The organism is uncultured Clostridium sp. (assembly GCF_934754925.1).
GTDB lineage: Bacteria > Bacillota > Clostridia > Clostridiales > Clostridiaceae > Clostridium.
The window spans coordinates 1-15,387 of record NZ_CAKVJA010000032.1 but is presented as its reverse complement, the minus strand read 5'-3'; the positions used below and the strand labels follow the sequence as shown (position 1 = coordinate 15,387).

Here is a 15,387-nt window from a genome sequence, read left to right as displayed (position 1 = left end):
TTTTCTAATGAGTGTTTAGCGAACCTTTTTATATATCTTAATAGCTAAAAGTCTAAAAGTGTATTTAAAGCATAGTTTATAGTAGAGAACTCATTAAGGGTTCTCTTTTTTTATATAATTTTAAATTTAAAGGGGGCATTTTAAATGGTAGTAATATTAAAACCAAAAACAAGCAATGAAGCAATTAAGAAATTAACAGGAGAATTAGAAGCTCTAGGTGTAACAGTAAATCCTGTTACTGGTACAGAAATGAGTATATTAGGATTAGTTGGAGATACAACAAGAATAGATCCTTCATATATTGAAGCTAATCCTAATGTTGAAAGAGTAATGCATGTTCAAGAACCTTTTAAGAAGGCAAATAGATTATTTCATCCAGAAAATACAGTAATTGATATTAATGGTCATACTATTGGAGGAAATAAAATTGCAGTAATAGCTGGACCTTGCTCAGTTGAAAATAAAGAACAAATAGCACTAGTTGCGAATGAAGTAAAAAAACATGGAGCTAGTTTCTTAAGAGGTGGGGCATTTAAACCAAGAACTTCTCCATATAGTTTCCAAGGGTTAAAATATGAAGGTTTAGAATTATTAAATGAAGCAAAAGCTAAAACAGGATTACCAATAGTGACAGAACTTATGTCACCATATGATATAGAAACATTTATTGAAAAAGCTGATATAATTCAAGTAGGCGCAAGAAATATGCAAAATTTTGATTTATTAAAAGAGTTAGGTAAAATTAATAAGCCAATACTTTTAAAGAGAGGCTTATCTGCAACCATAGAAGAATTATTAATGAGTGCAGAATACATCATGGCTGGTGGTAATGAGCAAGTTATTCTTTGTGAAAGGGGAATAAGAACTTTTGAAACATATACAAGAAATACCTTAGATTTAAGTGCTGTGCCAGCAATTAAAAAATTAAGTCACTTACCAGTAGTAATTGATCCAAGTCACTCTGCAGGAAAGTGGTGGATGGTAGAACCATTATCAAAGGCAGCAATAGCTGTAGGTGCTGATGGACTTATAATTGAGGTTCATAATGATCCACAAAAAGCATTGTGTGATGGACAACAATCATTAAAGCCAGATGTATTTGCAAAATTAATGGAAGATTTAAAGATGATAGCGACAGCTGTAGGAAGAGAAATTTAATTTTTAGATAAAAGGTGAAAACGGGAAGGTAAGAGATAGATTAAAATTTATTGAGCTTAAAAAAATAACTGTTTTCTTCTTACCTCTTGATTTTTGCTTTAATAAGAAAGGACGGTAATATGGAACTAAAGGTTGATTTAAAAGATAGAAGTTATTCAATCATAATTGAAAAGGGACTTATTAATAGAGTTTCAGAAGAAATTAGAAAGGTATACAAGGGAAAGAAGATATTTATTATTACAGATGATAATGTAAATAAATATTATGGAGATAAAATTAGTAATGAATTAAAGGGTAGTGACTTTGAAGTTAAGGTATTATCATTAAAACCAGGTGAGGAAACTAAGAACTTTAACACATTACCTGTTGTATATAATGAGATTCTAGATTTTAATTTAACTAGAAGTGATTTAATAATTGCATTAGGGGGAGGAGTTATAGGAGACCTAGCAGGATTTATAGCTTCTACATATTTAAGAGGAGTTGACTTTGTACAAATACCAACATCACTTTTAGCACAAGTTGATAGTAGTGTTGGAGGAAAAGTAGCAGTAGATTTAGATAGAGGAAAAAACTTGGTAGGAAGTTTTTATCATCCCAAATGCGTATTAATAGATCCTGAAGTATTAAATACATTAGATAATAGATTTTTTGTAGATGGAATGGCGGAAGTTATTAAATATGGATGCATTAAAGATGAACAATTCTTTAATTATCTTGAAAAAATGGAAGATAATCAACAATTGATAAGTAATATGGAAGTAGTTATCCACAAATGCTGCGATATAAAAAGGAAGGCTGTGGAAAATGATGAAAAAGATAAAGGGGAAAGAATGCTTCTGAACTTTGGTCATACTTTAGGTCATGCCATAGAGCAACACTATAATTATACTAAATATAGTCATGGTGAAGGTGTTGCCATTGGAATGTATGTAATAAGTAAAATTAGTGAAGAAAAAGGATTAACTAAAAAGGGAACTTCCCAAAGAATTAAGGATATTTTAGTTAAATATAATCTTCCATATGAACTTGATGTTAATATTGAAGAAACTTTAGAAGCTATCAATTTAGATAAGAAGAAATTAGGGAATGATTTAAATATAATTATTTTAAAAGAAATAGGAAGTTCAGAGATATATAAAACTACAGCAGAATTTTTTAAAGAATAAAAGAGGAGTAGATATGGCAGATTTAAAGATATATCCATCAAAGCTTAAGGGAGAGGTAAAAATACCACCTTCAAAAAGTATGGCACATAGAGCAATTATTTGTGCAGCTTTAAGTGATGGATTATGCATTATAGAAAATATAGATTATTCAGATGATATTATAGCAACTATTGATGCAATGAATTCTTTAGGAGCTAAAATAGTTAAGCACAAAGATTATATTGAGGTAATAGGAGCATATGGAAGTAATGAGAAGGCAGAAGAAGTTAGAATTATTGATTGTAATGAATCAGGATCAACTTTAAGATTTCTAGTGCCTATTTCACTATTATTTAAGGGTAGTAGTAAGTTTATAGGTAGAGGTAATTTAGGAAAAAGACCATTAACTACTTATTATAATATATTTGAAGAACAGGGAATTAAGTATTCTTATGAAGAAGGTAATCTTAATTTAGTTATAGATGGTGAATTAAAGGCTGGAACTTTTGAGGTAGAAGGTAATGTAAGCTCTCAATTTATAACTGGATTATTATTTACATTGCCATTATTAAAAGAAGATTCTAAAATTATAATTACTACTGAAATGGAGTCAAAGGGATATATTGACTTAACATTAAAAGCAATAAGTGATTTTGGAATAGAAATAATTAATAATAATTATAGAGAGTTTATTATTAAAGGAAATCAAAAATATAATGCGAAAAATTATAGAGTTGAAGGAGATTATTCTCAAGCTGCATTTTTCCTTTGTGCAGATAGCCTAGGTAATGATGTATTATGCAAGGATTTAGATTTAACTTCTCTTCAAGGTGATAAAGAAGTAATTGATATATTAGAAAGAATGAATGTTGTATTTAATGCAAATGATATAGGGGTAAGGGGTACTACTAATGGTGAATTAACTAGTACAATAATTGATGGAAGTCAATGTCCAGATATCATACCTGTTCTTACAGCAGTGGCTGCATTAACAAAAGGTACAACAGAAATAATAAATGCAGGAAGACTTAGAATTAAGGAATGTGATAGGCTTGCAGCAGTAACATCTGAGTTAAATAAATTAGGAGCTAAGATAATAGAAAAAGAAGAGGGATTAGTAGTTACAGGAGTAGAAAAGCTAAAGGGTGGAGTAGAAGTATGGAGTCATAAGGATCATAGAATAGCTATGACTTTAGCAATAGCTTCTACAAGATGCGAAGAACCAATAGTTATAAAGGATTATGAATGTATAGCTAAATCTTATCCAAACTTCTTTGAAGACTTTAAGGTTTTAGGAGGAAACGTTCATGAGTGGAATGTGGGGAAATAATATAAGAATATCTATTTTTGGAGAGTCCCATGGAAATGCTATAGGAATAAATATTGATGGATTACCATCAGGATTTCATATTGATATGGATAAGGTAATGGTAGAAATGGCAAGAAGAGCACCAGGAAAAAGTCCATTATCAACTCCAAGAAAAGAGGGAGATGTACCAGAAATATTAAGTGGATATTTTGAAGGAAAAACTACAGGAACACCACTTTGTGCAATAATAAGAAATTCTAATACTAAATCCAAGGATTATTCGAAGCTTAAAGATGTAATGAGACCAGGACATGCAGATTATACTGGTGCTATAAGATATGATGGCTTTAATGATTATAGGGGTGGAGGACATTTTTCAGGTAGAATAACTGCACCACTTGTATTTGCGGGAGCTATTTGCAAGCAAATATTAGAAAGTAAGGGTATAGTAATTGCAGCTCATGTTAATTCTATAGGAAGTATTAAGGATAAAAGCTTTTTAGATGTAGATATAAATGAAAAATTAATATCATCATTTAATGGAAAAGAATTACCTTTAATTAATTCAAAATTAGAAGAAGCAATGAGAGAAGAAGTTATGAAAGCAAGGAAAGACATGGATTCTATAGGTGGAACTATAGAGTGTGCTGTTTTAGGTATAAAGCCTGGAATAGGTAATCCATTCTTTGATTCAGTAGAATCAACATTAGCTCATTTAATGTTTTCAGTGCCAGCAGTTAAAGGAATTGAATTTGGAAAAGGCTTTCAGATTTCTGAAATGAAGGGCTCAGAAGCCAATGATGAATATTACTTAGAGGGTAAAACTATAAAAACAAAAACTAATAATAATGGTGGAATTTTAGGTGGAATAACTAATGGAATGCCAATAGTATTCAATGTTGCAATAAAGCCAACAGCATCAATATTTAAGGAACAAAATACTGTTAATATAGCTACAATGGAAGAAACTAAGTTGAGTATAGAAGGAAGACATGATCCATGCATTGTGCAAAGGGCACTTCCAGTTATAGAAGCAGTAACTGCCATTGGAATTTTAGAGTTGATGCAGTAAAATCCAAATATTGGAACGACCTCCGGGGAGCATACAAATATTGGGATTAATTAAAAGTGAATATGGAGGGAAAACATGGATCTTTTAGAATGCAGAAATGAAATTGATAAAATAGATAAAGAGTTAGTTGAACTATTTGAAAAGAGAATGAATGTAGCGGTAAATGTAGCAAAATATAAGATTGAAAATAATATTCCAATTTTTAATGGAGCTAGAGAAGCTGAAGTTATTCAAAAGAATATTAATAGACTTAATAATAGGGAGTATTCAAAGCTTACAGAAAAGTTTTTTACTAATTTAATGGAGTTAAGTAGAAGTCTTCAAGCTGATATTATTGAGGATAATGAAAAAGAAACTAAGATAATAGATTCTATAGGAGAAAATATATCAACTAACAAAAATAAAAGAGAGTTAATGAATATTAAAATTGGATATCAAGGTGTAAAAGGATCATTTAGTGAAGAGGCTATGATTAAGTACTTTGGAGAAAATCATACAACTACGGATTATGAAGAGTTTGAGGATGTATTTGTAGCTTTAAAAAATAATGAAGTAGATTATGGAATATTACCCATAGAAAATTCATGTACAGGAGCAATAACTACTGTTTATGATTTACTAGTTAAGTATGGTTTGTATATAGTTGGAGAAGAGTGCATAAAAATAGACCAAAACTTAATAGGAATAAGAGGAAGTAAACTTAAAGATATAAAAGAAATATATTCTCATCCTCAAGGATTTGAACAAAGTAGAAAGTTCTTAAATAAGCAAAGTAACTTAAAGCTTATACCATTTCATAATACGGCTATAAGTGCTAAATATATTTCAGAGCTTAATGATAAATCAAAAGCTGCTATTGCAAGTTTAAGAGCAGCAAAAATTTATGGATTAGATGTAATTGAAAAAGAAATAAATGATAAGGATAATAATCATACAAAGTTTATTATAGTGGGAAGAAAGCTTGAATCATCTAAAGAGTGTAATAAGATTACAGTTGTATTTTCACTAGATGATAAAGCAGGTACCTTATATAATCTTTTAAGACACTTTGCGGAAAATAATATTAATATGATAAAGATAGAATCTAGACCAAGTAAAGATGAGCCTTGGCAATATCTTTTATATGTAGATTTTGAAGGTAATATAGAAAATGAAGATGTTAAAAAAGCAATTAAGTTAATTGAAGAGAAAAGTGAATACTTCAAATTACTTGGATGCTATGAAGGAGTTAGTTGTTAGTAGTTATAGAAGAAATTGAGTAGATGCTTAATTTAATAAATATATGCTATAAATTCTATTGAGAGTTTTAATACAAACTATTAACTAAAAATCTTAATTCCTAATTAACCTAAAGAGGTGATTAAATGGAGTTTTATGGATTATTAGGAGAAAAGTTGAGTCATAGCTTATCTCCCAAAATCAATAAAATAATATTAGAGGAAAATAATAACGAGGGTGCTTATAAATTATTTGAGATTCCTAAAGATAAATTAGACAATTTTGTAGAAGCTGTGAAGTTACTTAAGATAAAGGGATTTAATGTTACAATTCCATATAAAGAAAGTATAATAAAATATTTAGATTGTATTTCAGATGAAGCAACTAGAATAGGCGCTGTTAATACAGTAATGTTAAAGGACAATAAGCTTTATGGATATAATACTGATTATTTTGGAATTGAAGTTATGATTAAAAGTAAAAATATAAATGTAAAAAATAAAACGGCAGTTATCTTAGGATCTGGTGGAGCATGTAAAGCTGTACTTACTTATTTATTAGATAATGGAGTAGAAAAAATATATATTGCAAGTAGGACACCAGAAAATATTAACTTAAATAATATAAATAAAAGGATAGAAATAATTAATTATTATGAATTAGCTAATATAAATGGATATATAATAATTAATACAACTCCTGTTGGAATGTATCCTAATGTTGATAAATCTGTAGTTGATAATAATATAATAAAAAACTTTGAGGTGGCTGTAGATTTAGTATACAATCCTACAAGAACTAAATTTCTTCAAATAGCAATAGAAGAAGGAAAGATTGCTATAGGAGGACTGCATATGTTGGTTGGTCAAGCAGTTAAAAGTCAGGCTATCTTTAATGATAGGGATATAAGTGAAGAATTAATAAATTATATATACACTGAGGTGGCAAAAGATTTTAATTAGGAGATAGAGTATGAAGGATATGGAGAAGAGTATTACACTAATAGGATTACCTGGATGTGGGAAGACTACGGTAGGAAATTTACTTTCACATAAATTAAAGTATAAGTTTATAGATATGGATTACTATATTGAAGAAAAACAAGGAAAGACTATTATTGAATTATTTAAAAATGGTGAAGATTATTTCAGAAATATAGAAACTCAGACTTGTAAAGAGCTTGGCGAAAAAGAAAAGACAATTATTTCTTCAGGTGGAGGAGTTGTTAAAAAGGCAATAAATATAGAATATTTAAAGAAAAATTCTATAGTAGTTTTTATTGATAGGCCAGTAGAGAATATCTTAGGAGATATAGAAGTTGAAAAGAGACCTTTACTAGCAAATGGTAAAGAAGTATTATATAAATTATATGATGAAAGATATGATCTTTATAAAAACTATTGTGATTATAGAGTTGAAAACACAGGAAGCTTAGAGGACGTAGTTAATAAAATAGCAAAACTTAGAGAGTGACAAGTGGCAAGTAGCAAGTGACAAGTTAAGGTGGAAATTCAGCTTAGGCTGAATTTTGAAAAACATAATTTAAGAAACTTACTTAGAAGTTTAAACATTAACTTGTCACTTGCCGCTCTTAACTTGAAACTAAATGAAGTATGGAGGTATGGTAGAAATGATTATTGTAATGAATCCTAAATGTAGCGAAAGAGAAGTTGCTGATGTAAAAAATGAATTAACTAAACAGGGGTTAGGAACTCATCTTTCTCAAGGTGAAACTTTCTGTATAATAGGTGTTGTAGGAGATACTAGAAGTATAGATTCAAATAGTATATTAACTTTTAATGGAGTAGATAAAATATTAAAAGTTGAGGAGCCTTTTAAAAAGGCAAATAGATTATTTAAGCCAGAAGATACAGTTATTAATGTAAATGGAACTCTAGTTGGTGGAAATCACTTAGGTATTATGGCTGGACCATGTTCTGTTGAAAGTGAAGAACAAATAATAGAAATAGCTAAGTCTGTTAAGGCATCAGGAGCAAACTTCCTAAGGGGAGGAGCTTTTAAGCCAAGAACTTCACCATATAGTTTCCAAGGATTAGAGCTTGAAGGACTAAGATTGTTGAAACGTGCTAAAGAAGAAACAGGACTTTCAATAGTAACAGAAATAATGTCTACTAACTATATAGATGACTTTGTAAGGGATGTTGATGTTATTCAAGTTGGGGCAAGAAATATGCAAAACTTCGATTTATTAAAGCAACTTGGTAAAACTAATAAGCCAATTTTATTAAAGAGAGGATTATCTTCGACTATAGAAGAATGGCTTATGAGTGCTGAATATATAATGGCTGGTGGAAATGAAAATGTAATTCTTTGTGAGAGGGGAATAAGAACTTATGAAGGATACACAAGAAATACTTTAGATTTAAGTGCAATACCAGTAATTAAAAAGTTATCTCACTTACCAGTTATAGTTGATCCAAGTCATGCATCAGGATATTGGTATTTAGTAGAGCCACTAGCAAAAGCAGCAATAGCAGCAGGGGCAGATGGACTTATGATAGAAGTTCATAATGATCCACAACATGCATTAAGTGATGGTCAACAATCAGTAAAACCAGAATTATTTGATGCAATAATGAAAAAGGTAAAAAAATTAGCAGAAATGGAAGGAAAGGTTCTATAGTGACAAATGATAAGTGACAAGTTTAGGAAAAAGTCTGCTAGGTCAGAATTTTAGAAAAAATATATTTTAGCAACTCCCTTAGGAGTTTCAGCCTTAACTTGTCACTTGAAACTTGAGATTTGCCACTAAACAATGGGGGAATTATGAGAATAGTTATTGTGGGGCTTGGTGTTATTGGTGGTGGATATGCAATGGCACTTAAAGAAGCTGGATATACAGAAGTTTATGGTATAGATAAGAACGCGGAAACTTTAAGAAAGGCAAAATCCTTAGGAATTATTAAAGAGGGCTATGAAGAAGAGAAGGAGATAATTCCAAATGCTGATTTAATTGTATTAGCTGTTTATCCTAATTTGGTTAAAGATTTTATAATTAATAATAAAGAGTATTTTAAAGATGGAGCAATAATTACAGATGTTACAGGAATTAAGCAGTTATTTATTAATGAAATAACAAAAGTATTACCAGAAAATATTGATTTTGTTTTCGCTCACCCAATGGCGGGAAGAGAGAAAAAAGGTATAGATTATGCTACAAATAAAGTATTTAAAGGTGCAAATTTTTTAATTACAGTAACCGATAGAAATAAGGATGAAAATTTAGACTTAATAGAAAATTTAGCATATAAAATGGGATTTAAACATGTAAAAAGAATATGTCCTAAATACCATGATGAAATGATAGCATTTACTAGTCAACTACCTCATGCTTTAGCTGTAGCCCTTATAAATAGTGATGTTGAGGGGAGAAATACAGGAGAATTTATAGGGGATAGTTATAGAGACTTAACTAGAATTGCAAATATTAATGAATCTTTATGGAGTCAATTATTCCTAGGTAATAAAGAAAACTTATTAAAAGTAATTTATAAATTTGAAGAAGAATTAGATAAAATAAAAAACTGTTTGGAAGATGAGGATAAAGAAAAGTTACAGCAGTTATTTATTAAATCGTCTTTAAGAAGAGAAAAATTATAATATTTAATAAAAAAGGTGAATGCTATAGTTAATAGTAATCACCTTTTTAGTATTTATAAGAAAAAATACTAATAATTTTATAGTTATAAGAGAATAATATAAGTGAAATCGCTTATTAGTAAAAAGTATAGCAACACAAGAAAATACTATAAAAGAATGAAATTAATATAAGATTAAATTTAGAGTAGAATTATTTCTTGTATATTTATTAGGAAAGGAAGAGGTTACATTGGCTGGAAAGACAAAAATAACTAAGCAATTTATTATATCACAGACTATTTTATATGTTTTTATAATGGCATTTGTAATAACATTTAAATTTATTTTTGGAGATAAAAATATACTTGTTGGAGTAATGGGTATAACAGCAATATTAATGCTTACTCAAATTAATCTTACTGTTTCTCCAGGAAAAAATTTAGTAAAGTTGATTATAATAAATTTGGGAATAGGAATATTCACATATTTAGCCAATCTGAATGTATGGGCAGCTATACCAATAAATTTCATAGGTATATTTATAATAGCTTACACGTTTTATTATAATTTAAAAACACCAGTATATTTACCATTTACATTACAGTATATGTTTTTATTAGCTACTCCTATTACTGCAGCTGAATTACCAATGAGATTACTTTCACTTTTAGTAGCACCAATTGGAATTATGTTAATACAATTTGTTGTTAATAAAAATAAAACTACTAAGGTTGGAAATAAGTTAATAGGTGGTATTTGTGATAATATTATAAAAAAGATTAATAATGATGAGAATAAAGTAGAGATAAATGAAGCAATAAAGAAAAATGCTAATGACTTTAGAAAAATTATTTATGATAATAGAAAAGATAACTTCTACGTAACAGAAGAAGGAAGAATAAAATTAAATATTGTTATAATTCTAGAAAAGTTATCAAATTTATTAGATGAAAAAACCACTAACAAACAAATATTAAATGACTTAATAATTTGTTTACAGGAGTTAAAACGTAGTTTAGGAAAAGAAGAGGATTTAAGAAATATTACAGATATTACAGGTAATATAATAAATAATTATAAAAAAGATAACAGTTATGATTTGGTTAGCTTAAAAATATTAAATACTATTAACATGTTGAATATATCTTTAAAAGAATTGAAATCATTAGGTAAAGAAAATTATAATACTATAAAATCTAGTAAAGATGTGCCAGAAAAATATAAAATGATTAATATTCATAAGAGAGAATTTTATACAAGTTCAGTAAAGTTTTCTTATGCTATTAGAGTATCTTTAGGAATAACTATTGCTGCTTTCATTGCAGATTATTTTAAATTACCAGAGGGTAGATGGATATACTTTACGGCCTTTGCGATAATAATTCCTATATATGAGCTATCAAAGAAAAAATTAAGAGATAGAATGTTTGCAACTTTAGTTGGTGGAGCTATAATAGTTTTATCATTTACCATATTTAAAAATGCGTTAATTAGAATGTTAATAATAATGGTTGCAGGTTATTTAAGATCATATACTTCAACATATAGATATGGAACTATTTGTACTACAATATGTGCAATTGGTGCAGCTGCTATGACTGGAGGAGCGGTAGTATTAACTATAGATAGAATAGTATTTGTTATATTTGGTACTATAATAGCTATTATAATTAATAGATTTATACTGCCTGTAAGAATGAAAGATGCAAATAATGAACTGTTGGGCACTTATAATGAGGTAGTTCATGGAATGCTAAATAAAGTTTATGAAGAAGCAATTAATACAGGTGATAATACTCATGAAATGGATACCTTATTACTTGTAACTACCATGATAGAAGAAAGATTAGCTGTTAATAATGGTGACTCTATTACAGAAGAGTATAGTAGCTACTTTGATAAATTAAGAATTTTAATAATTGATATTTATCAATTATATACATTAGTAAGAATAAATAAAGCTGAAAATAGTAAAGTTGAATATTTGATTGAAGATTTAAAAGGATTAAGCAATATAGATAATATAGATATTAATAATAAAATAAAAGGTGTAGAAGAACATATAAAGATAGCAAATGGAATTGATAATAAAATAATTTTTGCAAGTTTAAGAGGAGTTTTAACAGAAATAAAAGAGTTAAGGGGTATTAATAAACTCCTAGATAAAAGTGCCATATAAAAAGGTAGATAGTTTAATATAAAAGTTAGCAAAAACCTAGATAAAATAATATCTTAGGTTTTTTGTTATTATTATATTAAAAGCTACATTTTTAACAATAAATATTAATAATATAAGTATATAGGGAAAATACATGGATATAATTTAAATTGATATTGTATAATATTGACATACTTACTTAAGGGGGAACAAATATGTATTGTAAAAATTGTGGAGAAAAATTAAATGAAGGTGTTAATTTTTGCTTTAATTGCGGTTTTAAGTCAGGAGAAGGACAAGGATATTGTGATAGATGTGGAGTAAAAGTAAATTCTGCAACTTGTAATAACTGTGGAAATGTTATAGAAGGTTATAATGAGGAGTTAAATAGAAATACTTATAATAATCAAGGTTATTCTAATAACTATAATAATCAAAATTATAATTCAAATTATGTAGCAAAAAGACCAAAATCTAGGGTTGCAGCAGGAATATTAGGAATTTTAGTAGGTGGACTTGGAATTCATAGATTTTATTTAGGATATGTAGGAATAGGGATTCTACAAATTGTAGTTACTATCTTAACTTGTGGTGCAGGTAGTCTTTGGGGATTTATTGAAGGAATACTTATATTATGTGGTACTACAATAACTACAGATGCAGATGGTGTACCTTTATCTGATAATTAGTTAATTTTAAATGAAGAGAAACTAAAAAACTTACGATTAGGAAGAATTAAAAAGAGATGAATATAACATGAGAACATGTGAATAAATAGTTTTGAAAATTAGGTATAAAATATAGGATAGAGATGGTAAGTAAAAGCTTGCCGTCTTTATTTTTTATAAGATTATTAAAGAGAAATAGTATCTAAATTTAATAAAAGAATTTTGGAAGAATATTTTCAGATGTGTTATTATATTAGTAAAAGTAATGATGTAATGTAAAAAATAGGGGGTAGGGTAATAATGCAAAAAAAAAGATCTAATAGAGGTAGATACAGAAAACAAAAAAAGAAAAAAAACATTATTATATTAATTACATGTGCTTTAATAATTAGTTCAGCAGTTATAGGAACTAAGCTTGTTCTAAAACAGAATAAAGGAAATGTACAAGTTACCACAAAACCTAATGAAGAAACAAACTCTCAGGATAAGGAAGTAGTGGATAATTTTGAGGATAAAGAGGTAACAGGCAATTCTGAAGAATTAGAAAGTAACATAGTAGATAATAGTGGTTACTTATCATTTGAAGAAGATCCTAATGCAGATGATGCAGCTATGGTTGCTGAAAATACTAAAGGGCTTTTAAATGGAACTAAACATTATCCGGTAAGAACAGATGGTAAAAAAGTTGTTTATTTAACTTTTGATGATGGACCATCAACAACTAATACTCCTGGAATATTAGATGTATTAGATAGATATAATGTGAAAGCAACATTTTTTATTTTAGGGAAATCAATTGAGGGAAATGAAGAAGCAAAAAACATATTAAAAGAAACAGCTAAAAGAGGACATGCTATAGCTAATCATACATATAGTCATGATTATTCATATTTATATCCTAATAGAACTATGAATGTGGATAATATTGTATCAGATATTGAGAAAAATAATAGTATAATGAAGGAAGTATTAGGTGAGGATTTTTCAACAAGAGTTATTAGATTCCCAGGTGGATATTGGTCATGGGAAGGACGTACAGCTATGAAGGAAGCCATGGAGCAGAATGGATACTATAATGTAGATTGGAATGCATTAAATAAGGATGCAGAAGGTAAGCCAAAGAATGCAGATGAATTATTACAAAGTACTAAGGAGACTGTAGAGGCATTAGGACCTGAGGCAGATAGTGTAGTTTTATTAATGCATGACACATATGGAAAGGAAGAAACAGTAAAGGCCCTTCCACAAATAATAGAGTATTTACAAGAAAAAGAATTTGAATTTAGAACTATTAAGTAATAAAAGATTAAAGGAATAAGTTTTAACTTGTTACTATTATTATTCTTCAGTGAAATCAATTTGTAACACTTTTGTAACGAATTTACCTATGTATATGAGGTATAGTAGTATTGTAGAAAAAATCACAGCAAATATTTATGTTTAAATAAAATAATTTTAAAATATAAAATCTGGAGGAAAACATAACATCATGGGTCAAAGTAGAAAAAGAGTTAACAGAAATAAAAGCAGAAAAAGAAAACAGGCGATTTTACTAGCAGGTATTTTGGTGATAGTTGGAATATTTATAGGTATTAAATTTACTCCAAAACATCAACAAGATCAGGTTCAAATTGCAAATCCTGGCGATAATCAAAGTGGGACAAGTAATAATAAAGATGAGCTAGAAGATAATAAAGATAAAGTAGATAATAATAAGTTAGATAATAGTGGGTATTTATCATTTGAAGAGGATCCTAACGCAGATGATGCAGCTATGGTTGCTGAAAATACTAAAGGACTTTTAAATGGGACTAAACATTATCCAGTAAGAACAGATGGTAAAAAAGTTGTCTATTTAACTTTTGATGATGGACCATCAACAACAAATACTCCACAAGTATTAGATATATTAGATAAATATAATGTTAAAGCAACATTTTTTGTATTAGGTTCATCAATAGATAAGAATGAGCAAGCAAAGGAAATATTAAAAGAAGAAGTTGAAAGAGGACATGCAATAGGAAATCATACATATAGTCATGATTATTCATATTTATATCCTAATAGAACTATGAATGTAGATAATATTGTATCAGATCTTGAGAAAAGCCAAAATTCAATGAAAGCAGTATTAGGTAAGGATTTCTCAACAAGAGTTATTAGATTACCAGGTGGATACTGGTCATGGGAAGGGCGTACGGCCATGAAGGAAGCTATGGAACAGAACGGATACTACAATGTAGATTGGAATGCATTAAATAAAGATGCAGAAGGTAAGCCAAAGAATGCCAATGAATTAGTTCAGTGCACTAAGGAGAGTTTAGAAGCGCTAGGACCTAATGCTGATAGTGTAGTTTTATTAATGCATGATACATATGGAAAGGAAGAAACAGTAAAGGCTCTTCCACAAATAATAGAGTATTTACAAAGCCAAGGCTTTGAATTTAGAACAATTAAATAAAAAATTGCTCACAGTCGTGAGCAATTTTTTTATTATCTTCCTTTAATTTTACCTTCAATTCCTCTTTCAGCTAAAATTTCATAAATAGTTTTAGATGTAGTATCAGCTAAAGTGTAGCCAATTAATTTTAAAATTTCCTCAAGCTTTTCCTCAGAAGTAGTTTCAATTTCTAAGTAAGGGAAAGGGCAGAAGCTCTTATCATTAATATCAATTTCAATTAAAGAATCATTAAGCTTATAACTTTCTCTATATTTAGAAATAGATTCTTGAAGTACAAGTCCTAAAGACTTAAATATTCTTCTAGCCATTTCTCCATCTTCAACAATAGTTTCATTTTCTTCCATAACTTTAAATGTACCTTGACTTAACATTTTTTTAGTAGTCATAAATACGGTTTCTTTTCCAGTAAGCCTATCAATAGTAGTTCTAACTCTAGCATATCCCTTAGCAGCTAAAAGTCTACCATCTTCAAAATCATATATTTCATTAACTTGATCTTCAGATTTAACCTTAATTGCACCTAAGGATTCCATTTTATTTCTAATGTCATCAACATCAATATCCATTACTCTAGTTTCTAATTCTTTCATTAATA

The 15,387-nt window shown here is 28.6% G+C and carries 14 protein-coding genes; 13 read left to right on the top strand and 1 reads right to left on the bottom strand.

What is annotated here, in order from left to right; translation table 11 throughout:
* Positions 1 to 144: 144 nt before the first annotated feature.
* The 13 genes from aroF (Q0G30_RS10320) (at position 145) to Q0G30_RS10260 (ending at position 14,792) form a co-directional block, all read left to right on the top strand.
* On the top strand, positions 145 to 1,158 hold the full coding sequence (gene aroF / locus Q0G30_RS10320) for a 3-deoxy-7-phosphoheptulonate synthase (RefSeq protein WP_294389471.1): 1,014 nt from the start codon (positions 145 to 147) through the stop codon (positions 1,156 to 1,158).
* A 119-nt stretch (positions 1,159 to 1,277) separates the two neighbouring features.
* Positions 1,278 to 2,327, top strand: a complete 1,050-nt coding sequence (gene aroB / locus Q0G30_RS10315) for a 3-dehydroquinate synthase (RefSeq protein WP_294389469.1) — start codon at positions 1,278 to 1,280, stop codon at positions 2,325 to 2,327.
* Between the two features lie 13 nt (positions 2,328 to 2,340).
* Positions 2,341 to 3,636: a 3-phosphoshikimate 1-carboxyvinyltransferase gene (gene aroA / locus Q0G30_RS10310; protein WP_294389467.1), complete on the top strand. Its 1,296-nt coding sequence runs from the start codon at positions 2,341 to 2,343 to the stop codon at positions 3,634 to 3,636.
* The gene (gene aroC / locus Q0G30_RS10305) at positions 3,614 to 4,687 is read left to right on the top strand and encodes a chorismate synthase (RefSeq protein WP_294389465.1); all 1,074 of its coding nucleotides are present in this window, start codon (positions 3,614 to 3,616) and stop codon (positions 4,685 to 4,687) included. Before aroA ends, aroC begins: the two co-directional genes overlap by 23 nt.
* Positions 4,688 to 4,762: 75 nt before the next feature.
* Positions 4,763 to 5,926: a prephenate dehydratase gene (pheA, locus tag Q0G30_RS10300; RefSeq protein ID WP_294389463.1), complete on the top strand. Its 1,164-nt coding sequence runs from the start codon at positions 4,763 to 4,765 to the stop codon at positions 5,924 to 5,926.
* 125 nt (positions 5,927 to 6,051) lie between these two features.
* Positions 6,052 to 6,867 (top strand): shikimate dehydrogenase, encoded by an 816-nt coding sequence (aroE, locus tag Q0G30_RS10295; RefSeq protein ID WP_294389461.1) that lies wholly within the window; start codon positions 6,052 to 6,054, stop codon positions 6,865 to 6,867.
* A gap of 10 nt (positions 6,868 to 6,877) precedes the next feature.
* The gene (locus Q0G30_RS10290) at positions 6,878 to 7,378 is read left to right on the top strand and encodes a shikimate kinase (RefSeq protein WP_366013864.1); all 501 of its coding nucleotides are present in this window, start codon (positions 6,878 to 6,880) and stop codon (positions 7,376 to 7,378) included.
* Positions 7,379 to 7,535: 157 nt separating this feature from the next.
* Positions 7,536 to 8,549 (top strand): 3-deoxy-7-phosphoheptulonate synthase, encoded by a 1,014-nt coding sequence (gene aroF / locus Q0G30_RS10285; protein WP_294389489.1) that lies wholly within the window; start codon positions 7,536 to 7,538, stop codon positions 8,547 to 8,549.
* Between the two features lie 143 nt (positions 8,550 to 8,692).
* Entirely contained in the window at positions 8,693 to 9,526 is an 834-nt protein-coding gene (locus Q0G30_RS10280; RefSeq protein ID WP_294389458.1) for a prephenate dehydrogenase, read from the top strand.
* Between the two features lie 229 nt (positions 9,527 to 9,755).
* Positions 9,756 to 11,684 (top strand): FUSC family protein, encoded by a 1,929-nt coding sequence (locus tag Q0G30_RS10275; RefSeq protein WP_294389457.1) that lies wholly within the window; start codon positions 9,756 to 9,758, stop codon positions 11,682 to 11,684.
* A gap of 194 nt (positions 11,685 to 11,878) precedes the next feature.
* The gene (locus tag Q0G30_RS10270) at positions 11,879 to 12,352 is read left to right on the top strand and encodes a TM2 domain-containing protein (protein ID WP_294389455.1); all 474 of its coding nucleotides are present in this window, start codon (positions 11,879 to 11,881) and stop codon (positions 12,350 to 12,352) included.
* A 279-nt stretch (positions 12,353 to 12,631) separates the two neighbouring features.
* Positions 12,632 to 13,630 (top strand): polysaccharide deacetylase family protein, encoded by a 999-nt coding sequence (locus Q0G30_RS10265; protein WP_294389454.1) that lies wholly within the window; start codon positions 12,632 to 12,634, stop codon positions 13,628 to 13,630.
* Between the two features lie 190 nt (positions 13,631 to 13,820).
* On the top strand, positions 13,821 to 14,792 hold the full coding sequence (locus Q0G30_RS10260; RefSeq protein WP_294389450.1) for a polysaccharide deacetylase family protein: 972 nt from the start codon (positions 13,821 to 13,823) through the stop codon (positions 14,790 to 14,792).
* A 32-nt stretch (positions 14,793 to 14,824) separates the two neighbouring features.
* On the opposite strand, the gene Q0G30_RS10255 is transcribed toward Q0G30_RS10260, so the two are convergent.
* Positions 14,825 to 15,382: a CYTH domain-containing protein gene (locus tag Q0G30_RS10255; RefSeq protein WP_294389487.1), complete on the bottom strand. Its 558-nt coding sequence runs from the start codon at positions 15,380 to 15,382 to the stop codon at positions 14,825 to 14,827.
* Between the last annotated feature and the right edge of the window lie 5 nt (positions 15,383 to 15,387).